General features: G+C 72.3%; 20 protein-coding genes. 10 read left to right on the plus strand and 10 right to left on the minus strand.

Annotated elements, in window-relative coordinates; all coding sequences use genetic code 11:
• Window positions 1–9: 9 nt before the first annotated feature.
• The 3 genes from ACZ53N_RS29490 to ACZ53N_RS29500 form a co-directional block, all read right to left on the minus strand.
• Window positions 10–621 (minus strand): Rv1733c family protein, encoded by a 612-nt coding sequence (locus tag ACZ53N_RS29490; protein WP_469143850.1) that lies wholly within the window; start codon window positions 619–621, stop codon window positions 10–12.
• Window positions 622–786: 165 nt separating this feature from the next.
• Window positions 787–1,620: an MOSC domain-containing protein gene (locus ACZ53N_RS29495; RefSeq protein ID WP_469143851.1), complete on the minus strand. Its 834-nt coding sequence runs from the start codon at window positions 1,618–1,620 to the stop codon at window positions 787–789.
• A 74-nt stretch (window positions 1,621–1,694) separates the two neighbouring features.
• Complete coding sequence (locus tag ACZ53N_RS29500; protein ID WP_469143852.1) at window positions 1,695–2,183, minus strand: DUF6643 family protein; 489 nt, start codon at window positions 2,181–2,183, stop codon at window positions 1,695–1,697.
• 264 nt (window positions 2,184–2,447) lie between these two features.
• Between ACZ53N_RS29500 and ACZ53N_RS29505 the strand changes: the two genes are divergently transcribed.
• Complete coding sequence (locus ACZ53N_RS29505; protein ID WP_469143853.1) at window positions 2,448–3,716, plus strand: TerD family protein; 1,269 nt, start codon at window positions 2,448–2,450, stop codon at window positions 3,714–3,716.
• A 12-nt stretch (window positions 3,717–3,728) separates the two neighbouring features.
• On the opposite strand, the gene ACZ53N_RS29510 is transcribed toward ACZ53N_RS29505, so the two are convergent.
• On the minus strand, window positions 3,729–4,889 hold the full coding sequence (locus ACZ53N_RS29510) for a glycosyltransferase (protein WP_469143883.1): 1,161 nt from the start codon (window positions 4,887–4,889) through the stop codon (window positions 3,729–3,731).
• Between the two features lie 160 nt (window positions 4,890–5,049).
• Between ACZ53N_RS29510 and ACZ53N_RS29515 the strand changes: the two genes are divergently transcribed.
• From ACZ53N_RS29515 to ACZ53N_RS29525, 3 genes are all read left to right on the plus strand, one after another.
• Complete coding sequence (locus tag ACZ53N_RS29515; protein WP_469143854.1) at window positions 5,050–5,859, plus strand: glutamate racemase; 810 nt, start codon at window positions 5,050–5,052, stop codon at window positions 5,857–5,859.
• Window positions 5,860–5,927: 68 nt separating this feature from the next.
• A complete protein-coding gene (locus tag ACZ53N_RS29520; RefSeq protein ID WP_469143855.1) occupies window positions 5,928–6,554 on the plus strand; it encodes a hypothetical protein in 627 nt (208 codons plus the stop codon).
• 57 nt (window positions 6,555–6,611) lie between these two features.
• Entirely contained in the window at window positions 6,612–7,091 is a 480-nt protein-coding gene (locus ACZ53N_RS29525; RefSeq protein WP_385963774.1) for an NUDIX hydrolase, read from the plus strand.
• A gap of 90 nt (window positions 7,092–7,181) precedes the next feature.
• On the opposite strand, the gene ACZ53N_RS29530 is transcribed toward ACZ53N_RS29525, so the two are convergent.
• From ACZ53N_RS29530 to ACZ53N_RS29540, 3 genes are all read right to left on the minus strand, one after another.
• Window positions 7,182–7,571, minus strand: a complete 390-nt coding sequence (locus ACZ53N_RS29530) for an SH3 domain-containing protein (RefSeq protein WP_469143856.1) — start codon at window positions 7,569–7,571, stop codon at window positions 7,182–7,184.
• Window positions 7,572–7,914: 343 nt separating this feature from the next.
• Window positions 7,915–8,208: a hypothetical protein gene (locus ACZ53N_RS29535; RefSeq protein ID WP_469143857.1), complete on the minus strand. Its 294-nt coding sequence runs from the start codon at window positions 8,206–8,208 to the stop codon at window positions 7,915–7,917.
• 57 nt (window positions 8,209–8,265) lie between these two features.
• Window positions 8,266–9,027 carry an SDR family oxidoreductase gene (locus tag ACZ53N_RS29540; protein ID WP_469143858.1) on the minus strand — a complete coding sequence of 254 codons (762 nt, stop codon included), beginning with the start codon at window positions 9,025–9,027 and terminating at the stop codon, window positions 8,266–8,268.
• Between the two features lie 104 nt (window positions 9,028–9,131).
• On the opposite strand from ACZ53N_RS29540, the gene ACZ53N_RS29545 reads away from it, so the two are divergent.
• Complete coding sequence (locus ACZ53N_RS29545) at window positions 9,132–10,016, plus strand: sigma-70 family RNA polymerase sigma factor (RefSeq protein ID WP_469143859.1); 885 nt, start codon at window positions 9,132–9,134, stop codon at window positions 10,014–10,016.
• 24 nt (window positions 10,017–10,040) lie between these two features.
• On the opposite strand, the gene ACZ53N_RS29550 is transcribed toward ACZ53N_RS29545, so the two are convergent.
• The 3 genes from ACZ53N_RS29550 to ACZ53N_RS29560 form a co-directional block, all read right to left on the minus strand.
• Window positions 10,041–12,473, minus strand: a complete 2,433-nt coding sequence (locus tag ACZ53N_RS29550; protein WP_469143884.1) for a SpoIIE family protein phosphatase — start codon at window positions 12,471–12,473, stop codon at window positions 10,041–10,043.
• A gap of 178 nt (window positions 12,474–12,651) precedes the next feature.
• Window positions 12,652–12,900 carry a hypothetical protein gene (locus ACZ53N_RS29555; protein ID WP_469143860.1) on the minus strand — a complete coding sequence of 83 codons (249 nt, stop codon included), beginning with the start codon at window positions 12,898–12,900 and terminating at the stop codon, window positions 12,652–12,654.
• 178 nt (window positions 12,901–13,078) lie between these two features.
• Window positions 13,079–14,989, minus strand: a complete 1,911-nt coding sequence (locus ACZ53N_RS29560) for an NHL repeat-containing protein (protein WP_469143861.1) — start codon at window positions 14,987–14,989, stop codon at window positions 13,079–13,081.
• A gap of 709 nt (window positions 14,990–15,698) precedes the next feature.
• On the opposite strand from ACZ53N_RS29560, the gene ACZ53N_RS29565 reads away from it, so the two are divergent.
• From ACZ53N_RS29565 to ACZ53N_RS29585, 5 genes are all read left to right on the plus strand, one after another.
• Entirely contained in the window at window positions 15,699–16,625 is a 927-nt protein-coding gene (locus tag ACZ53N_RS29565) for a polysaccharide deacetylase family protein (RefSeq protein WP_469143862.1), read from the plus strand.
• A gap of 415 nt (window positions 16,626–17,040) precedes the next feature.
• A complete protein-coding gene (locus tag ACZ53N_RS29570; protein WP_469143863.1) occupies window positions 17,041–18,423 on the plus strand; it encodes an MFS transporter in 1,383 nt (460 codons plus the stop codon).
• Window positions 18,424–18,748: 325 nt separating this feature from the next.
• Window positions 18,749–19,807 (plus strand): pyridoxal-phosphate dependent enzyme, encoded by a 1,059-nt coding sequence (locus tag ACZ53N_RS29575; protein WP_469143864.1) that lies wholly within the window; start codon window positions 18,749–18,751, stop codon window positions 19,805–19,807.
• Window positions 19,804–20,739, plus strand: coding sequence for a diiron oxygenase (locus tag ACZ53N_RS29580; RefSeq protein ID WP_469143865.1), 936 nt, complete (start codon window positions 19,804–19,806; stop codon window positions 20,737–20,739). Before ACZ53N_RS29575 ends, ACZ53N_RS29580 begins: the two co-directional genes overlap by 4 nt.
• A 195-nt stretch (window positions 20,740–20,934) precedes the next feature.
• The gene (locus tag ACZ53N_RS29585) at window positions 20,935–21,972 is read left to right on the plus strand and encodes an ornithine cyclodeaminase family protein (RefSeq protein ID WP_469143866.1); all 1,038 of its coding nucleotides are present in this window, start codon (window positions 20,935–20,937) and stop codon (window positions 21,970–21,972) included.
• Window positions 21,973–22,029 lie beyond the last annotated feature (57 nt).

The raw sequence follows: 22,029 nt of genomic DNA on the forward strand, positions 1-22,029 counted from the left end.
GGCTCCCCGTCAGCTCCCCGCGTCCGCCCGCCCCCAGGTGTGGGCGGCCCGCTCCCACGCGCGGTCCCACTGGGCGTACCTCCGCCGCATGAGCCGCCATACGATCAGCCGCCGGGCGGTCTCCACCAGGCCACCGGTGCCGAGGGCGGCGCCGAAGCCGGCGAGCACCGCGTGGACGGCGGCGGTGCGGGGGGCCATCGGCCGGGTCGAGACCCGCCCCCGGTCGTCGGTCCACAGCGGGAAGCGGTCGCCGGGGCCGGTGGCCCGAAGGACGGAGACCGTGCCGGAGCGCGCCGTGCCGTCCGGGCCCCGCCAGTGGGCGACGATCCGGTGGTACCCCTCACGGTCGGCGGCCGCGTCCTGACCGGTCCTGGTGGACGACCTGTCGTCCGGCACGGACCGCACGGCGGTCGCGCTCACCGGATGCCGGTGCCGGTGCTGTTCACGGACGGTCTGCCGCAGCGCCTCGTGGGCGAGCGAGCCCGCGCCCCACCCCACGGCCGGTCCCGCGAGCAACGTCACCAGCACCGCGACAACCCCCACCCAGGCCTCGAAGACATCGCTCCGGCGGCGCAGCGGGCTGCGCCGCCAGTGCCATGACCAGGACGTCGCACGCACCATGCCCACCCCCTCACCCGTCCGTAGATACCTCACACAGGGCATCGCATGCGGAGGAAGGCGGCGAGGGGCTCAAAATCACCCCCGGTGGACCACGATCGGGGCGGCGCGTTGACGTGCGGCGGGGGTGAAGGGCGGCTCAGTCGCGAACTCCGGGGGTGGAGCCGCTCAGTCGAGGACCTCGACACTGTCGCCGACCCGCAGCACTCCGGTGTGCTCCGGGACGAGGTTCTGCCCGAACACGAGCTTGTCGCCTATCCGGTGGTGCCGGGCGAGCGTGCGCAGCGGCTCCTTGCCGCGCTCGGCGGTGCTCTGGTCGGTCGTCGTGACGACGCACCGGCCGCAGGGCTTGACCACCCGGAAGGTCACCTCCCCGATCCGCACCCGCCGCCACTCGTCCTCGGCCCGGGGTGCGGTGCCGTCGACCACGACATTGGGCCGGAAGCGGTTCATGGGCAGCGGCGCCTCGGCCGCGTGGCCGCCCTGGGCGATCAGGGAATTGAGGGCGTCGAGCGAGGCGACGGTGGTGAGCAGCAGCGGATAGCCGTCGGCGAAACTCACGGTCTCGCCCGGCCGGGAATAGCGGGGATCGATGGGGCGGCGCACCGCCGGCTCGTCCATGTGCACGAGCCGGGCCTCGCTCCCGAGGTGCGCGCTGACCCACGCGTCGGCCGCGGCCCCCGCGGGCACCGCCTCGACCTTGTCCCCGAACACCTCGACGGTGACCAGCTCGCCGGGGACGCCCACGGTCGGCACGTCCACGTCGAGCGGCTCGGCCCCGGCGGCGCTGAGCCGGACCCCGCCGCCCGGCAACGGGCGCGCGGCGGCCAGCGCGAGTCGCGGCTGCTGCCGCTGGGTGATCATCCGACCGCCGGGGTCGGCGAGCATCCACCTCCGGTCCCCGGCGAGCCCCCACGGCTCCACGGCCGCCTCGCCGGGGCTGTACCCCGCCATCGACTTGACCGGATAGCAATGAACCGCATGCAGTACAGACTTGGACATACGGTCATTTTGCCAGCCGGGGTCGGCCAGTTGGCCGATCGGGCCGACAAGCGGCACGATCTGTGCGGAGCAGGTCAGTATCCGCCCTGGTTCGGGTACGGACGGTTGTACGGGTCCTCGTACGGCGCGGGGGCCGGACGGGGCGTGACCGGGCGCATCGCCTCGTACCCCGCCGGTCCCGTGACGCCGCCCGGACGCTGCTGTTGCGCTTGCGGACCCGGGTAGCCGCGCGGCGCCGAGGCCTGCTGCGGGATGTACGGCGCGGGAGCCTGCTGCAGCCCCGCCGGCTGCGGCGCGGACATCTGCTGGCCGTACTGCGGGGCCTGCGCGGCGTAACCGCCCTGCTGGCCCTGCGGCACCTGCTGTGCGGAGGGCCCGGACGGCAGTGCCGGCAGGGCGGGCAGCGCCGGCTGCTGGCTGCCCATGTCGTACGGGGAGGACACCCGGATCGGCGCGATCTGCGGGGTGCCCCGCTCGGCGACGAGGCTGTCGTAGATGGGGGTGTCCGGGAACGACGACGCGGCGTAGTAGCCGCCGCCGTAGGTGCTGCGGGGGGAGGTCATAGCCCATAAGTTAAGCCCACGACCTGACCCCGGTCTACGGCAAGGTGCCCGCGGTGCGCCTCTGACCTGCAAAGACGCAGATCGGCCCAGAAGCGACAACATGGGGCACAAGTGAGCGATTAGTCACCTGTGGCTGCTGATGCCGACGCCCATATCGCCGCGATACGGACGCTGCTGACGGGATGTCAGCCGGTGTCGGCGAAAAACGACCTCAGGGTACGTTGGAACGATCCAGAGACTCAGCTCGTTCGTGAGGGGTGGAGCATGGGGATGCTCAAAGGAACCAACGTCCGGATTCCGGCACCCGCGGTGCGGGTCGAGCTGGGCTGGCGGGCGGGTCCCGGCGTGCCGGACGTCGACGCGTCCGCCCTGCTGCTGGCGGCCGGCAAGGTCCGCTCGGACGCGGACTTCGTCTTCTACAACCAGGCGGTGCACTCCTCCGGCGCGGTGCGGCACGAAGGCAAGCGCCCCGCCGGTGACACGATGACCGACACCCTCGGCGTCGATCTCGCGTCCGTCGAGCCCGCGATCGAGACGGTGGTCCTCGCGGCCTCCGCCGACGGCGGCTCGTTCGGCCAGGTGCCGGGGCTGTACATCCGGGTGTTCGACGCCGCGGGCGGCGCGGAGCTGGCCCGCTTCGACAGCACGGACGCCACGGTCGAGACCGCCTTCGTACTGGGCGAGCTCTACCGCCGGCAGGGCGAGTGGAAGTTCCGGGCCGTGGGCCAGGGCTACGGCAGCGGTCTCGCGGGCCTGGCCACCGACTACGGCATCAGCGTCGACGAGCCGCGGCCCGTCTCCGAGCGGCCCGTGCCCGCCCCGCAGGCCCCGCCCGTGCGGCAGCAACCCGCCGCCCCCGCCCCGCAGGCCGCGCCGCCGCCCCCGGCCCGGCCCGTGCGGCTGACCAAGGTCACGCTCACCAAGGAGGCCCCGGCCGTCTCCCTCACCAAGCAGGGCGGCACCTCCGGCGCGCTGCGGGTCAACCTCAACTGGCAGGTGCACAAGCAGTTCAAGAGCTGGGGCCAGAAGCTCGGCAAAGCCATGGCCCTCCACACCGACCTGGACCTCGACCTCGGCGCGCTGTTCGAGCTGAGAGACGGCAGCAAGGGCGTGGTGCAGGCGCTCGGCAACTCCTTCGGCTCGCTGCACCAGCCGCCCTTCATCCACCTCGACGGGGACGACCGGACCGGAGCGTCGGCGTCCGGCGAGAACCTGACCGTCAACCTCGACCACATCGCCGACTTCCGGCGCATCCTGGTCTTCGTGACGATCTACGAGGGCGCCCGCAGCTTCGCCAACCTCAACGCCACCGTCACCCTCCAGCCGCAGCACGGCGCGCCCATCGACTTCTCCCTCGACGAGTGCACCGTGCCGTCCCCCGTCTGCGCCCTCGCCCTCATCACCAACAACGGCGGCGACCTCGTCGTCCAGCGCGAGGCCCGCTATCTGGTCCCGGACCGCGGCGTCAGCCCGCAGCGCACCCTCGACCGTGCGTACGGCTGGGGCATGAACTGGACGCCGGGCCGTAAGTGATCCACCGAGGGCTCAGGGCGCGGCCTCGGGGCGGGCGTACGTCCGCCCCTTCCAGGCCGCGCCCCGGCCCCGGTAGTGCCGCACCGCCGAGTCCACGGTCATCAGCGTGTACAGCACCGCCGTGAACGGCAGCAGCACCGCCGACCACCACGGCCGACGGTAGTAGCGCAGCATCGGCACGTACGTCCCCGTCATCACCGCCCACGCCGCCGCACCGGCCACCAGCGGCACGACCTCGCCCGTCAGCGCGCCCGCCACCAGCGCCACCGGCGGGGCGAGGTAGACCACCGCCAGTCCGACGACCGTGCCCGCCAGCACCAAGGGCTGGTGCCGCAGCTGGGCGTACGCGCTGCGCGCGACCATGCGCCACAGCCCGCCGAGGCCCTCGTACGGGCGGACGCTGTCCACCCGGTCCGCGAGCCCCAGCCAGATCCGGCCCCCCGACCGCTGGACCGCCCGTGCCAGGGACACATCGTCGATCACCGCCTGCCGGATGGCGTCCGGCACGCCCGCCCGCAGTGCCGCCTCGGTCCGCAGGAGCACACACCCGCCCGCGGCCGCCGCCGTCCGCGCCCCCGGACGGTTGACCCAACGGAACGGGAAGAGCTGCGCGAAGAAGTACACGAACGCCGGAACGATCAGCCGCTCCCAGAAGGCCGCCACCCGCAGCCGCGCCATCTGCGACACCAGGTCCAGCCCGCCCGAGTGCGCCGCCGCGACCAACTCCCGAAGGCTGTCCGGCGCGTGCGCGATGTCCGCGTCCGTCAGCAGCAGATACTCGGCGTCGGTGCGGGAGCGGGCGAGCGCCATGCCCTGCCGCACCGCCCACAGCTTGCCCGTCCAGCCCGGCCCGGGCTCCCCGGGGCGGTCCACCGTCAGCGGCAGCCCGCCGCGCGCGGCCGCCAGGGCGCGGGCCAGCTCGCCCGTGCCGTCCGTGCTGCCGTCGTCGACGAGGAAGATCTCGGCCCGCCCCGGATAGTCCTGCGCGAGCAGCGACGGCAGGCTCGCCGGGAGCACCTCGGCCTCGTCCCGGGCCGGCACCACGATCGCGACCGACGGCCACCGCGCGGGCGGCGTGCGCTCCGGCAGCCTGATGTCCGTGCGCCAGAAGAAGCCCTGCCCCAGCAGCAGCCACACCCACGCGGCCAGGGAACCGACGGAGATCCAAGTCAGCGCGCTCACCCGCCGCAGTCTGCCGCACCGACGGCACCCGCGCGGGCACCTCGGCGCATCCCGGCCGACCGTGTCCCGGACACGGGACGACCCGGCTCCGGCGGGCCCCGGGCGTACGGGCCCCGCGAGGGCGCCGGGCCGCATCGATTAAAGTGACCGGGTGAAGATCGCGCTCATGGACTCCGGCAACGGCCTACTCGCGGCGGCCGCCGCCGTGCACCGGCTGCGGCCCGACGCCGATCTCGTCCTGTCCTCCGACCCCGACGGCATGCCGTGGGGACCGCGGACCCCCGAGGACGTCATCGAGCACGCCCTGGCCTGCGCCCGCGCCGCCGCCGCACACCGTCCGGACGCGCTCATCGTCGCCTGCAACACCGCCTCCGTGCACGCCCTCGTCGCGATACGGGCCGAACTGGAACCGCACCTGCCGGTCATCGGGACCGTGCCCGCGATCAAGCCCGCCGCGGTGGGCGGCGGCCCCGTCGCCATCTGGGCCACCCCGGCCACCACGGGCAGCCCCTACCAGCGCGGCCTGATCCGCGATTTCGCGTCAGGCGTCGACGTGACCGAGGTGCCCTGCCCGGGGCTCGCGGACGCCGTACAGCGGGCCGACATGGAGGCCGTCGACGCCGCGATCGCGGCCGCCGCCGCCCGCACGCCCCGCGAAGCACGAGCCGTCGTCCTGGGCTGCACCCATTACGAACTCGTCGCCGAGCGTATTTGCGCGGCCGTCCGGCCCCCGTCGGCGCCCAGCGGTCCTCCCCTCACCCTCTACGGCTCCGCCGTGGCCGTCGCCACCCAGGCGCTGCGTCGCATCGGCGCTCCGCCCGCCCCCGAGGCCGAGCCGACGGGCGAGCTGACCGTGCTGCTCAGCGGCCGCGAGGGAGCCCTGGAGCCCGCGTCGCTGACCTACCCGGAGGGGCGGTCGCTGACGACGGCCGGTTCCGTACGTCGTCCCGTACGTCCCTGAACGACCGATCACGTCCCGTCCGCGCATGACCCCTGCCGCGGTGGCGGAACGTGAGTAGGCTGCCACCTATGAGGGACCACTCCGAGGGCCCACAGGGTCAGGGGAGCTCATCGAGCCCCGAGGACGACAAACAGCCGGGCGGGATCCCGCCCCTCATCCCGGAGACCGACGGCGGCACCGACATCGCCATCTGGACCGGGCGGGCGACCAACCGCGTCCAATGGCTGATGGCCGCCGCCGGCGCCGCCTGTCTGGCGCTGGGCATCGAGCTGGCCGTCGACAGCGCGTGGACGTCCGGTCTCGCTCCCCTGGTGATGGCGGTGGTCGGCTGCGTCGCCGCCGGGCTGCTGATGCTCTACGGCACCATCGCCTTCGTCCATGTGGCCGTACGGGTCGACACGGAATCGCTGGAAGTGCGCTGTGGTCACATCGGCGTCCCGCGCACCCGCATCCCTCTCTCCCATGTCGTCGGCGCGGACTTCGCACCCCGCGTCACTCCCCGCCAGTGGGGCGGCTGGGGCTACCGCTGGCGCCCGGAGAAGGGCACCGCCGTCGTCGTGCGGCGAGGGGAGGGCTTCGTGCTCCGCCTCGGCGACGGCCGTACGTTCACCGTCACGGTGGACGACGCCGAAACCGCCGTGCGGGTGATCCGGGCCCGGCTGGGTCTCGCCGCCGGCCGCAAAGCCACTGCCTGAGTCACTCCGGCGGGCGCGGGGTGCTCCGGCGCTCACCGCTCCCACTACCCTCGACGCATGGCGACCCCCGACTTCATCCGAGAAATCCGTGCCACGGCAGGCCACCAGCTGCTCTGGATGCCCGGCGTGAGCACCATCGTCCTCGACGACGAGGGTCGCGTCCTGCTCGGCAGGCGTTCCGACAGCGGTGAGTGGTCGATCATCGGCGGCATCCCCGAGCCCGGCGAGCAGCCCGCCGCCGCGGTGGTCCGCGAGGTGTACGAGGAGACGGCGGTCCACGTCGTGCCGGAGCGGGTCCTGCTCGTACAGGCGCTGGAGCGGATCACCTACCCGAACGGCGACGTCTGCCAGTTCATGGACATCTGCTTCCTCTGCCGCTATGTGAGCGGTGAAGCGCGAGTGAACGATGACGAGTCGCTGGAGGTGGGGTGGTTCGAGCTGGACGCCCTGCCGCCCATGGAGGACTTCGCGGTGTCGCGGATCAAGCAGGCCACGCAGGGCGGGCCCACGTGGTTCGAGGGCATCGGACAGGGGTGAGACGGGCGACGGGCCGACGCCCGTGCCCCGGAGGGCGGGTGGCACCGGCGGTGACCGCCGGTGCCACCCGCGTGCGTCACCGCGCCCCGGTCAGCACCTGTTGTCGGGGTCCTTGGAGCCGCCGTCGTCCAGGCGGGCGTTGTAGACCCAGCCGTTGACCTCGGTCCCCCCGATGCGGACGTGGGTCCACTTGTGGCCGGCCGAGTTGGTCACCCAGCAGTGGTAGTACAGCGTCACGGCGGTGCCGACCTCGGCGGTCACGGCACAGTCCTCGCTGGGCCCGGTGCGTATCAGCGCGCTGCCACCGGCGGCGGTGCCCTTGCCGCCGGACTTGTTGGACCAGGCGGGGTGGGTGCACGCGTCGGCCCCGGTGGGCGCGGCACCGGCCGGAGGCGCGCTGACGGCGAGCGCGGCCGACGCGGCCAGCAGCGGGACCACGGCCGCCGTGAGAAGCCGTGCCTTCGTTCTGATCGTGCCCATGGGTCGCCCCTTTGCTCGACGGGCAGCCGGTGCGGCTGCCTTGATTGCTCCGAGGATGTGACATGAAGGCACGGGAAAACCGGGTGCACGACACATCTGACCGAAAGGGTCCACCGGCACTCACCAGGGGCAATTACCCTGCGTGCACGGCGAGTTCGGTACGGTCGCGGCGGTTGTGACCTGCGGCTTCGCGGCCGTGCGGGGCTGCCGTTGCGAACGGACCCAGGTGTGGCGCAGGATTTGGCCGCTTTCTGTTCCCGGCTCAGTGCGGGCCGGCCCGGCCGATCACGCCGACAGCGGCGTTCCTTCCGCACCGGAGGAACGCTGTCGGAGGTCCGCGGAGTCAGAACCGGCGGGCGATCGTGTCGAGGTGCGCCTCGAGTGCGACCAGGTCGGGTCGGTCGAACACCGCCTGCGTCCGGGCCCACTCGGTGTTGTCGGCCTTGTAGGCCGCGACGACCTCGCCGATGCCGGTGCCGGTCATGGCCGCGACGACGTGGGCCACGTCTTCGGTGAGGCCGTGCGCACGGGCGAGAACACCGAAGACCTCGATGCTGTCGTCCCGGTCCTCGGGGGCGATTCGCTGTTCGATCCAGCGGGTGAAACCGCTGTGGAACCCGCTGCCGTGGCACTCCATGGCTCTGCCCTTCTGCGCAACGGACAGCAATCCCCGCGAAGATCCGCCGGACAGGCCCTAGCCCACCCGCTCGGCCAGGAAGTCCTCCCAGGTCCGCTTGCCCACGGTGGTGCCCTCGAACGAGAGGTTCTCACCGGCCCGGTACGCGCGCCCCACCTTTCCGGGCATCCGCACCGGCATCATCAAACGGCTCTTGCCGCGCGCCCGCAGGTAGCCGCGGGCCAGCTCGGCCATCCCGTACACCGTCGGCCCGGCCAGGTCGGGCACCAGACCGGACGGTTCGCCGAGCGTCAGCTCCACGAGCCGGCCCGCCACGTCACGCGAGTCGACCGGCTGGAAGCGCAGCCCGCCCGGGCAGGGCACCACCGGCAGCTTCCCCATCTTCCGCACCACGGTCAGAACGAGGTCGTGGAACTGCGCGGCACGCAGCGTCGTCCAGGGCATGCCGGAGTCGGCGACGGCCCGCTCGGCGCCCAGCTTGGACCTGAAGTAGCCCAGCGGCATCGTGTCCGCGCCGATCACGGAGATGTACACCATGTGCTGCACACCGGCTCGTGACGCGGCCCGCACCAGGTTCGAGGTCGCCTCGTCGTCGCCCTTGGGGCCGCCCGCGAGGTGCAGGACGATCTCGGCACCGTCCACCGCGGCCTCGATGCCCTCGTCCCCCAGCAGATCACCGGTGACGTACTCGATGCCGTTCCCCGACTCGTGGCCGTGCCGGCTGAGGACCCGTACCGTGCGGCCGGCGTCCCGCAGGAGGGGGACGACGTGGCTTCCCAGCGTGCCCGTACCGCCGGTGACCAGGATCGATGACGTCATGACTGCTCCAAACTCATTCGGTCCGGGAGCCTGTCTCCCGGTACCTTCGGCTGGGTTTTGTGTATCTGCTGCTATGACCCCTGGCGACGAAGGAATGTGACACGGTGGACGAACGCGATTGGCTGACCGACCGTTTCGAGGAGTACCGGCCTCGTCTGACAGCGGTGGCCTACCGCATGCTCGGCTCGCTCGGCGAAGCCGATGACGCCGTCCAGGAGGCCTGGCTGCGGGCCGCTCGCGCCGACACCGGCAAGGTCGAGAACCTCGCCGGGTGGCTGACCACGGTGGTGGCTCGCGTGTGTCTGAACATGCTGCGCTCGCGCGAGCACCGGCGCGAGGACCCTCTCGAGATACGGCTGTCGGACCCGGTCGTCGCCCCCGAGGACGGGGGCGACCCCGAGCGGGAAGCGCTGATGGCCGACTCGGTCGGGCCGGCACTGCTGGTGGTGCTCGACATGCTGACGCCGGCCGAGCGCCTCGCCTTCGTGCTGCACGACATGTTCGCCGTGCCGTTCGACGAGATCGCCCCGATGATCGAAAAGACCTCGGCCGCGACAAGGCAACTCGCGAGCCGCGCGCGCCGCCGGGTCAAGGGAAGTACCCCGGCGCCCGGCGCCGACCTGGCCCGTCAGCGTCTCGTGGTCGACGCCTTCCTGGCCGCCACCCGCGGCGGGGACTTCGACGCGCTGATCGGCCTGCTCCATCCCGGTGTGGTGCTCCGTGCCGACAAGGCGGTCGTTCCCACTCCCGAACCCATCGTCGTCGAGGGCGGCCACACCGTGGCCAAGGGCGCGATGGCCGCCATGGGCCGGGCCCGGTTCACCGGCACGGCGCTGGTCGACGGAGCGGTCGGACTCGCGATGGCCCCGCTCGGACGGCTGTCGCTGGTGCTCTGCTTCACGATCACGGATGACAGGATCACCGAAATCGAGGTGATCGCGGAGCCGGAGCGGCTCAGCCGCGTCGAGATCGCCGTTCTCGACGCCTGACCCTCCACCTGCCCCTCACCTGCGTCAGCCGGGCGACGCGGTGGGGGGCAGGGACTGTTCGGTCCAGACGGTCTTCCCCTCGCGTCCGTAGCGGGTGCCCCACCGCTCGGTGAGCTGGGCGACCAGGAACAGTCCGCGGCCGCCCTCGTCGGTGCTCCGGGCGCGGCGCAGATGGGGGGCGGTGCTGCTGGTGTCGGAGACCTCGCAGATGAGACAGGGCCCGAGAATCAGCCGCAGTGTCACCGGTCCACCGCCGTAGCGGTAGGCATTGGTGACCAGTTCACTGACGATCAGTTCGGTCGCGAAGGCCATGTCGTCGAGCTGCCAGACGCTCAACTGCTCGGTCATCAGGGCGCGGGCCTGTCCGGCGGCCTGTGCCTCGGCGGGCAGGGTCCACGTGGCGACCCGGTCCGCCGGCAGGACGCGCGTACGGGCGAGGAGCAGGGCCACGTCGTCGGTGGGCTGGGCGGGCAGCAGCGCTTCCACGACGGCCTTGGACATCTCCTGCACGGACCGGGCGGAGCCGGACAGCTCCTGTGACAGGCGGGCCAGCGCGGCGTCGATGTCGGCTCCGCGCGTGTGGATCAGCCCGTTGGTGTAGAGGGCGAGGACGCTTCCCTCCGGCAGTTCGAGTTCCGTGCCCTCGAAGGGCAGACCGCCCAGACCGAGGGGCGGCCCGGCGGGGAGGTCGGGAAAGCTCACCCGCCCCTCCGGGGTGACGAGCGCGGGCGGCGGGTGACCGGCGCGCGCCAGGGAGCAGCACCCCGACACCGGGTCGTACACGGCGTACAGACAGCTGGCCCCGGTCACCTGGTCGTTGGGGAAGTCCCGGCTGTTGACCTCCTGTTCGGCGGCCAGCCGGTGCACGAGGTCGTCCAGGTGGGAGAGGACCTCCTCGGGGTCGAGGTCGAGCTCGGCCAGGGTGTGCACGGCGGTACGCAGACGGCCCATGGTGGCCGCCGCGTCGAGGCCGTGCCCGATGACGTCGCCCACGACGAGGGCGACACGGGCCCCGGAGAGCGGGATGACATCGAACCAGTCACCGCCGACGCCCTCCACCGCGCCCGCCGGAATGTACTGGTGCGCCACGTCGACGGCCGACAGTTCGGGCAGTTCTCCCGGCAGCAGGCGGCATTGCAGGGACAGCGCGGCCTGGTGCTGGCGGGTGTAGCGGCGGGCGTTGTCGATGCAGACGGCGGCGCGGGCGGCGAACTCGTCGGCGAGGGTGAGGTCGTCGCTCTCGAACGGTTCGGGGTTGTGGGCCCGCCACAGGGTCACGAAGCCGAGTACGAGGCCCCGGGCGGCCAAGGGCACCATCATGACCGAGTGGACGCCGAGGGCCGCGGCGCCCGCGGCGCGTTCCTGGGCCACGGCGGACAGGCCGAGGGCGCCCTGGACCTGGGCCACCAGGATGGGGCGATTCTCGGCCAGACACCTGCCCTGTGGCGTGTCCGGCGCGAAGCGGATGAGGCCGCCCACCGGATTGAGGACCTGCTCCGCACGGGGGACGACCGACTTGGCGGCTTCCCTGCGGACCGGCCCGAAGCCGTCCTGGGACGGTTCCTCGCCGCGGCTCACGGGTTCGAGGAGATCGACGGTGGCGCAGTCGGCCAGTTCGGGGACGAGGACCTCGACCAGTTCACGGGCGGTCGTGCCCACGTCCAAGGTGGTGCCGATACGGGCGCCGGCTTCGTTGATCAGGGCGAGCCGGAGCCTGGCGCGGTGTCCTTCGGTGACGTCTTCCACCAGTTGGGTGACGCCCAGGACCTCTCCCGTGGAATCCTCCAGCCGGAACGCCGAAACGGAGACGAACCGCTCCCGGCACGGGTCGGTGAGCAGCCGACAGGACTGCTCGGTGAAGATCATCGGGTGACCGGTCTCGAGGACCTGCCGCAGCCGGGCGTCGATCGTCTCCGCGTCCTCGGCCACGAGGAAGTCGCCGATGCGATGTCCCCGGGTGTCTTCGGGCTCGACACCGCCGATGCCGGCTATGGCCCGGTTGACCCGTAGGACCCGCAGGTCCGGGGCGTGGACGGCGAGGCCGATGGGGGACCGCCGGAAGAGCGCCTCCAGGACCGCCCGGTCGGTTTCCCACTGGACCACGTCCTCGGCGGGCGCGCCGACCAGGAACCATTCGGCGAACGGCCCCTCCCGCGAGACACAGCGGCCACGGACCCCCATCCGCACCCGGTGACCGTCCCGATGGAGCACGGGCACGACGCCGAACCAGCCCGGGGCCCGCAGACAAGCCGCTGCCGCCTCCCTGACACGGTCCCGGTCGCCGGGGTCCACCAGGACCTCGATCGCGGGGCGGCCCAGCACCTCGTCGGCCCGGTGGCCCAGCAGCGCCTCGGCGCGCTGCCCCCAGCCCATGACCGCTCCCCGGTGGTCGACTACCGCGGAGGCCGCCCGGTCGATCGAGAACGGATCCTCCGGGCTCTCGCTGAACAGCCTCATCGCCTCGCCCGTCACACCGCCCTCCTTCCGTGGCGTCGGCTCCAGCCGGGTGTGCTTCTTCTTCCACAGTGACGGGTGTCCGAGCTCGGCGCTTCTCACGTACCGCCCGGCGAGGTCCCCGCGCGGTTCCTGAGGGCCCCGGTGGCACGCCACCGGGGCCCTCAGGAACCGCGCGGGCTCAGGCGGCGTGCCGGCCCCGGCCCGCGCCGGTGCGACGGTCCGTCCGGGTCTCCTCGATGGTCCGGGTTTCTTCGAGTGGCGGCGCGGACGGCTCATGGGCGGGAAGGTCGGGCACGGCCCGCAGATGGCGCCCGGACGGTGCGTGCGGCGGTGGCGCCAGCCCGCGCAGCAGACGCTCCTCGTAGCGCCCCAGGGCGAGGACCCCGCAGAGCAGGAGCGGGGGGAGGAGGAGGGCTACTGCAAGCATGTGGGGCTCCTTCAGAGAGTTCTCGGAGGATGAGCCTGTGGTGCGCGTTACCGCGCACGCCCATCGGAAACCCACCGGTTGCATATATCTGCTCACGGGGCGGGATCGGCCTCGGCGCTCGCCGTTTCACACGCCGGGGCGTGTGGAACGGCGAGTAGGGGGGACGGCCGGAGCCGGTTCAGGGGGCGTCGGGCGCGAGGACCGTCGCGAGCAGCGGCACGGGGGCGAGGCCGCCGATCGCCGCCGCGCCGTCGGCGTAGTGGCCGGGCACGGCGGACGGCAGCGCCCGGAGCGGAAGGGTGCACACCAGCCCCCCGCAGTCGGCGCTGACGGTGTTGAGGTGCGGGTTGGCGAGCACGACGAGCGTCCTGCCGCTGTTCTCCAGGCGGTACCCCACCCGTTTGGGGCGCGCGGCGTGCGGGGCGTGGGGGTAGCGGAAGAGCGGGCGACCCTCGAAGACGAATCCGGTGGGCGCGGTGAAGCGCTGGGGGATCCGCCCGGGGTTCACCGGCCGGTCGGCGGGCGCGGTGTACAGCACATTGAGTGCCGCGGCCCCGTCGGGAGCCACCTGCGGCACGTTCTCCTGAAGGACGGTGAACGCGTGCTCGTCGGTGACGGGGAGCGGTGCGGCCACCACCACGGACAGCGCGTGAACGGTCTCGCGCGTCGTCGCCCCACTGCCGTGACGGACGGTCAGGGCCGCCTCATAGCGGCCGGGCGGGGTGTTCTCGGGCGCCCTGACCCGGAAGACGCCGTCGAGCGAACCGCCCGTCGCCGACGTCGGGTGGCCGCCCGGGTAGGTGCGCCGGACCGGGCCCCGGGTCGCGTCCGCCGCGGTGACGAGCCCTTCCGGAAGGACGAGCTCCACGGTGACGTCCGCCCCGTCGAGGGGCGACGGGACGTGGGCCCTGATCCTCGCGCCCAGCGCGAACTCGTGTCCGCGCTGGACCGTGGGCGGGGCGACCGGTTCCACGGACACCCCGCCCGGCCCCGCTACGGGCGAGGAGAGCGAGGCGGCCCCCGTCGCCCCCGTGACGGTGGTGACCTTGCGGAGCCGGTGGCTGTCGCATTCGGCGACGACGAGATCGCCGCGCGCGTCGACGGCCAGGGCGCGCGGGAAGTAGAGCTCGGCGCCCAGGGCCGGGGCGCCGTCCTCGTCGTGGTCGGCGTCGGCGCCGCCCGCCACCGTCGTGATGACACCGGTGGGGGAGAGCAGGCGGATGCGCTGGTTCAAGGAGTCGGCCACGTACAGATTCCCGGAGCCGTCCAGGTCGACGCCGCGTGGCTGGTGGAGGCGGGTCGCGGTGGCGGGCCCGCCGTCGCCGTCGTAGCCGGGCAGGCCGGTACCGGCGACGGTGGTGATGACACCGTCCGGGGCGACCTTGCGGACCCGGTGGGTCCAGCAGTCGGCGATGTAGAGATGGCCCGCTCCGTCGACCGCGACGTCGATGGGGTTGCGCAGCGCACTGGTGGTGGCCGGGACGCCGTCGGCGCCGGATCCGGGCTCGCCGGTGCCCGCCACGGTGGTGATGACCCCGTCGGGGTCGATGCGCCGGACCCGGTGACCCTTCCACTCCGCGACGTACAGGTTGCCCCGGCCGTCGAGGGCCAGCCCGCGGGGCTCGTTGAACAGCGCCAGGCCGGCCGGACCGCCGTCACCGCCGTGGCCCGGCTCGCCGGTACCGGCGACGGTGGTGATGATCCCGTCGGGGGAGACCTTACGGATTCGGTGATTCCAGTAGTCCGCGAGGTAGAGGTTCCCCTCCTCGTCGAGTACGAGGCCGCCCGGCTCGTTCAACTGGGCCTCGACGGCCGGGCCGCCGTCGCCGCCGAAGCCGGGCTTCCCGGTGCCGGCGACGGTGGTGATGCGACCGTCCGGGGAGATGCGGCGGATCCGGTGGCCCTTCCACTCCGCCACGTACACGGCGCCCGTGCGGTCCGTCGCGACGGCCCGGGGCTGGTCGAGGCCCGCGTGGGCCGAGGGACCGCCGTCACCGCCGGAGCCGGCCACGCCCGTACCCGCGAGGGTGGTGATGACGCGTTCCGCAGCGGAAGCGGCGTGCTTGCCCGAACCGTTGAGGGCCATCATGATCGACTCTCCTCTCCCCTGGGGGCGGGTGCTGTCTCACGAGGCTTTCGGGGTCGGCGAACACGCCCTCACGGCCGCTTGGCGCGTCCGGATCCGGCCGCGGACGTAACGGTAGGCACCCCGGGCAGGCGCCGACAGACCGTCGTCCCGGCCCGTGCCGCATTCGGCCACCGCCGGGGCGCGCGCCCCGCGCATCCGGCGGCGGCGACGCGAGCGCCGGGCCGCGGCCCCAGGTGGCTGTGACGGGCGGCCGCGTGCCCCGACGCCGCGGCAGCGTGGCCCGGAATCCCGCCGAACCGGCCCCGCAACGTGGCGTATTCGCGCTCCTGCCCGGCCTCTGACGCCCTGTCACCATGTCGGGCGGAGGCCCGGCGCCGTGCACGCACGACCGCACCGGACGGCACCGCGGCTCCCGCCGGCCCGCAGGCCGTGGGTCACCGTCGACACCGCGGCCCGCGGGCCGTACGCCCGATACCGCGCGGCCGCCCCGGGCGGTGAACCCGGGAAACCCGTCGGCGGCTGCCGTCGGCCGCGACCGACCCGTCGGATCCGCCCGCGCCGAGCCGACCCGACCGATCCGACCAACACGTCCGGTACGTCCGGCCGGGCCCGGGCCGGCCCCGGCCCGAGCCATGGACCCGTGAGCCCGGCCCCGTATCGCGCATCCGAGACCGCATCCGAGACCGCATCCGAGGACGAGGAGCTGACCATGGCCGCATCCGACAAGCGCGATCCGCTGACGGAGAAGCTTCCCTGGCAGTGGGAGGAGCACGAGTGGCGGGGACACGTCGAGCGGGTCCGTGCGGGGCGGAGCCTGAAGCCCGACACCTGGCCGCAGGGAGCGAAGGCCGCCGTCGCCATCTCGTTCGACCCCGACCACGAGTCGATACCGCTGCGGGACGGCGAGACCCAGCCGGGCAAGCTGTCGCAGGGCGAGTTCGGTGCCCGTGTGGGCGTTCCGAGGATCCTGGCGCTGCTGGAGCGGCGTTCCCTTCCCGCCACTTTCTTCATGCCCGCGGTGTGCGCCCTGCTCCGCCCCGACGAGGCGCGGGGATACACCGACCGGGGCCACGAGGTGGGCATCCACGGCTGGATCCACGAACGCAACATGGAGCTGGACCCCAAGAGCGAGCGCGACTTGATGTTCCGCTGCGCCGACACCCTGGAGCGGCTCAGTGGACAGCGCCCGGTCGGGATCCGTACCCCGTCGTGGGACTTCAGCGACTCGACTCTGGCGATCAGCCGTGAACTCGGTCTGTTGTACGACTCCTCGCTGATGGCCGACGACGACCCGTACGAGATCGTCGCCGACGGGGAGCCCACGTGCATGGTGGAGCTCCCGCCGGAGTGGATCCGCGACGACGCGATCTACTTCCCGATGGACCGGTACACCGCTCTGCGGCCGTACGCGATGCCGCGTCACGTGCTCGGCATCTGGCGGGACGAGTTCGACGCCGCGTACGCCGAGGGCGGGCTGTTCCAGATGACCATGCACCCGCATGTGATCGGCCACCGGTCCCGCATGGTGGTGCTGGAGGAGTTGCTGGAGCACATCGCCGGTCACGAGGGCATCTGGTACGCGACGCACGCGGAAGTCGCCGCGTATGTGAAGAGCCGGTCGGAGGCCAGTTCGTAGGTACGCGGGTTCCCGTGCTCGAAGGAAAATCCGGGATCGAATTCAGACGGCACCGAAAAAGCAGATCGGTGCCGTCCGCCGTGCAGCAACCCCGGAACGCGCTCTATCGAGCAAGCGGTTGCTTTGCTAAAGTGTCCGTCGGGTATTCTTCCGAGCGCAGCGGGGAGTCGTTGAATGCACTGCAAAAGCATATGATCCACCGCCGACTCAGGCCACGAGTGCGGCCGTTTCCCTGAAACGGGAAAGCGAGCTGACGAGCCAGACGCCGGGGCGCTCCGACCCTTGAAAGGGCGGTATCTGCAGCCGCCCCGGCCGCCGTCCTTGCCGCTGCACGCACCGTCACACCCGCTGGGCGCAATGCCGCCCACTCGGCCCGGGTGTTCTTCTCTCCCGTTCGGGTCGAATAGGGAAAATCATGAGGACTCTACAGGCGGTCCGCGGGTTTCCGCTCGCATTGCGATTGCTATTGCTCAACCAGTTTGGGGTGGACGTCGGCTTCTACCTCCTGATTCCCTTTCTGGCGGAATATCTGGGGCAGGGACTCGGGATGTCGGCCGCCCTGGTCGGGCTGGTGCTCGGCACCCGGAACCTCAGCCAGGAGGGGCTGTTCCTCTTCGGCGGTTCGGCGGCCGACCGCATCGGCCCCCGTGCGGTGATCATCTGCGGCTGCGCCCTGCGGACCGTGGGTTTCGCCCTCTTCGCGGTCGGGGACTCCCTGCCCCTGCTGCTCGGCGCGTCCGCGCTCAGCGGTCTCGCCGGGGCGATGTTCTACCCGGCGATGCGTGCCTACGTCGCACTCGAGGCGGGGGAGCGCAAGGCCGAGGCGTTCTCGCTCCTGACCGTCTCCTCGACGGCCGCCTCACTGGTCGGGCTGCTCCTGGGCAGCTTGCTGGTCACCATCGACTTCCGGCTCTGCGCGCTGTCGGCGGCCGTGGTCTTCGCCCTGCTCACGGGCGCCCAGGTGTTCCTGCTGCCGACGTACCGGGTGCCGGGCAACCGGGGCACGGTCCTGGCGGACTGGCGCGAGGTCTTCGGCGACCGCCGGTTCGTGGTGTTCGCGTTCGCCATGACCGGCATGTTCGCGATGGAGAACCAGCTCTATCTGCTGCTCCCCGAGGGTGCGCGGCAGGCGTCCGGCTGGCAGGGCGCGGCGAGCATGCTGCTCGCCACCGGCGCGGTGGCCAACATGCTCTTCCAGCTCCGGATCACCCGGCTGCTGGCACAGCGCGGCGGCGGTGCGCGGTGGGTGGGGGCCGGGCTCGCCGTGATAGGGCTCGGCTTCACACCACCGCTGCTGATCTGCGGTGCGGCGCCACCGCACGGCTTCGCCGAGTCCGCTTCCCGGATAGTCGTCATGATCACGGGTTCGCTGCTGCTCTATCTGGGGCTCATGATCGCCCAGCCGGCGGTCATGGACCTCATCCCGAGGTTCGGGCGTGAACGGCTGACCGGCACCTACTACGGCCTGTTCTATGTGTTCTCCGGGTTGGTGGCGACCGGCGGCAACGCCGCGGTCGGCTGGGCCATGGACGTGGCCGGGGCCACCGGGCACACGTGGCTGCCCTGGATGTGCTGCCTGGGCTACGGGATGATCTCCGCGTCGGCGGCGGTATGGCTGTACCGCACCCGGGCGTTGCCCAGCCGCCCCGTGCCGACGCAGCCGGGCCTCCCCGTGGGTGCGGCCGAATCCCCGGTCCCGGGGGCAGAGGTGGGCGACGGCATCGGGCCGTCGGCCGCGAGACGGCTGCGGGGCCCGGCCCGGCCCTTCGACGACACGGCGGACCAGAGCCCTCGGTGAGCGCGACGCTCCCTTGACGGGATACATGCCGGACGGATGACAGGCAGGTGACCGACGGATGACGGACCGACAAGTGGGGATTTCGGCCATGGTACGCATGGCGACTCGCGCGGCCGCCGCGGGTGCGGGGTGTCGTCAGCAAGCCCTGACGACACATCAAGGCCAGACGATTATGCGGCTGTCATGGCCTGCACCTCAATAAAGGTGGCGTGTTCACCATCTTGCAGCGCGCGTCACCCGGAAATAGATTCGATGATCCGGGGGTATCGTTTCCCGGATTACGGACCGGCGGATCCGGCAGTATCGAGGAGGAGTTTTGGCGGGCTTGGCCGACGGTCACGCGAATCCGCCGAGGGACAGTGGATCTCCGGCGCCCATCACCCCGGTTGTCGATTTGCGGCTTTCCGTGGACGGTATTCCCGGAACGTTGTGGCTGAAGTTGGAGTCGCATAATCCGCACGGTTCCATCAAAGGGCGTACCGCGCTCGCCCTGTGGCAGGACGTCGAGAGCCGGGTGGACCCCGAAATCGGCATCGTCGAGTCCACCTCGGGCAATCTCGGCCTCGCCCTCGCGGCCGTCGCGGCGGCGCACGGCGTGCCGTTCACAGCCGTGGTGGACCCCCGCAGCAGCGCGTCCGTCGTGGAGGCCGTGCGGGCGCTCGGGGGGCGCGTGGTCACCGTCGACAAGCCGGACGGCGCGGGCGGCTATCTGCTCAGCCGGATCGCGTACATACGCGAACGACTGCGTGTCCAGCCCCGCCTGGTCTGGCCCAATCAGTACATCAATCCGGCCAACCCCCGCGCCCACACCCGGGGGACGGCCCCCGAGCTCTGGGCGCAGACCGGCGGGCGGCCCATGACCGTCCTCGTGGCGGTGTCCACCGGGGGCACCCTGGCGGGCATCCGCGACTACGTGACCGCCTTCCGGCCCCCATGGGAGCTGATCGGCGTGGACGTGGTCGGCTCGGCCGCCCTCGGCGGTGTCTCCGGGCGGCGGGTGCTGTCGGGCATCGGTGCGAGCCGGCCGTCCACCTTCCTGCCCGACGGCTACCGGCCCGCCCTGTGGATCACCCCGCAGGAGGCGGTGAGCGCCTGCCTGTGGCTGTCGGAGAGCACCGGCATGGGAGTGGGCGGGAGTTCGGGGGCGCTGCTCGCGGCGGCGCTCAAGCTGCTGCGCACCTCACCCCGGCGCGACAGCGTGGCCTGTCTGTGCCCGGACGGCGCCGACCGCTACTTCGACACCGTCTATTCGGCCCTCTGGCGGGAGCGGAAGGGGCTGGAGCCGGTGGACGTCGCCCGGGGTGTGGAGATCGTCGCCACCCGCGACCACGCCCCGCCCGCCCCACCGCCACCGCGGTCCCCACGAGAGGAGTCGACGCCGTGAGCGCGGCGGATCCCAAACGCGAATGGTACGACCGGGCCGGGGTGCGCTCCGGGCCGCGCCGCCGGCTGGGCGGCGAACTGGCGACCGGCCGGCTCTTCTTCCCGCCCGGCCTGGTCCCCTATTGGGACCACCCACGGGTCCGGACGCTGTCCGAAGGCCGCCGCGCGGCGCTGCTCGCCCGTCATCTCTTCCAATACCTCGGCTTCACCGCCCAGTTCGAGACGCGGGTGGTCAACCGGGCCACGGAACGCATCGCGGGAGGCCGCAGCGGGGTCGACATGGGCACCCCGGTCCGGCTGGATGCCTACCGCATCTATGTCGACGAGGGCTATCACTCCCTCTACAGCCTCGACATCATCGACCAGATTTCCGCCGCGTCCGGAATCGCCCCGGCCCCCTATGACTTCGAGCCCTTCCTCAGCCGGCTCGACCACGTCGGCGAGCAGGCCCTGCCGGACGAGCCCGTGCTCGCCCAATTGCTCCAGGTCGTCGTATTCGAAATGCTGATCACGGCGATCCTCAACGACGTGCCGAAGGACCGTCGGGTCCTCACCGTCGTCCGAGACGTCGTCCGGGACCACGCGCGGGACGAGGGCTGGCACCATGTCTTCTTCTCCCGGTTCTTCCGCGAGCTGTGGGCCCAGCAGCCCGCCGCGTCGCGCGGGCGCGTCGCCCGCTGCCTGCCCGAGCTGATCCGCTCCAGCCTGCTGCCGGACCTGCGTCCGGTACGGGCCTCGCTTGCCGCCGCCGGACTGGCACCGGCGGCCGTGGAGGAGGTCGTCCACGATGCCTATCCGGCGGATCAGGTGAACGCGGGCATCAGGTCCGCCGCCCGGCACGCGGTACGGCTGTTCGAAGAGGTGGGCGCGCTGAGCGTGCCCGGCGGCCGGGAGGCCTTCGAGGCGGCGGAGCTGCTCCACGACCCGAGCTGAACCGTGCCGAACCCACACCGACCCCCATCGGATCCGCGCAGAGCCACACCGACCCGCACCGACCCACACCGATACCGACCCCTGCCCCTCCATGCCGACAGAAACCGATCGAGAGCGACCGAGTCGTAGGGAAGTTGACGAACCAGCGCGGCGGTGACCGCAGAGGTCGGGCCGCGCTCTGTCGAGAGGTGACGGATGACGGAAGAGCTGCTCTTTCTGGACCGGAGCGCGGTGCTGGCCTGCATGACGGACGTCGACCCCTGCGCGGTCGTCGAACGGGTGCTGCGGCGGCAGGCCGAGGGGCGCACCACGCTGCCGCCCGAGGGCTACCTCCCGTGGACCAACGGCGAAGGGGCGTACTGCCGCTCCCTCGCCATGCTCGGCGCGGTGGAGCGGGACGACGGGCCGCCTGTGCTGGGGGTGAAGCTGATCAACGCGGCCACCAGCAACCCGGGGCACGGCCGGGAGCGGGCCGGTGGGGTCGGCATGGTCTTCGACCCCGAGACCGCGCGCCCCCTGATGCTGGCCGAGGCGGGATGGCTCAGCGCCGCCCGCACCGCCGCGTACACCATGGTGAGCCTCACGCACCTCGGGCCGAGCCGATGGGAGGCGATGACCGTCATCGGCTGCGGCACCCTGGCCCGCGCGCACATCGATCTCCTCGCCCGTACGTTCCCGCACGTCGGGTCCGTCCATCTGCACGACATGGCGGCGTCGCGCGCCGAAGCCCTGGCGCAGTGGACGCGCGAGCACCACCCGCGGCTCAAGGTCCACGTCCAGGACCGTGCGCGGGCGGCCGTGGGCGCGGCGCCCGTCGTCGTGACCACGACCACCACCGACCGCGGCTATCTGCCGGCGGGGTGGCTCGTCCCGGGCACCTTCGTCGCCCACGTCTCCCTGGACGACCTGCTGCCGGATGTCTTCCTGACGGCACAGGGCCTGTTCGTGGACGACGTGGATCTCGTGGCCGACAACCCGCGCCGGATCCTCGGCAGGATGCTGCGCGACGGCCATGTCGTCGCGCGGGCCGGTGCCGACGTGCGGAACGGGGCACGGGCCCTGGACGGCACGCTCGGTCAGGTGCTCACCGGCGAGCGGCCCGCGATCCGCCCGACCACGGGCCATGTGATCAGCAACCCGTTCGGCATGTCGGTGCTGGACGTCGGTCTGCTGGGCGAGATCCACCGCGTGGCCGTGGAACGGGGCTACGGGCAGGTGTTGAACCTCTACTGACGTTCCGCACGGCTCTGCCGTACCCGACTTCCCCACTCCTCCCCCCATCCGTTGATC

The organism is Streptomyces sp. NPDC033229 (assembly GCF_055576875.1).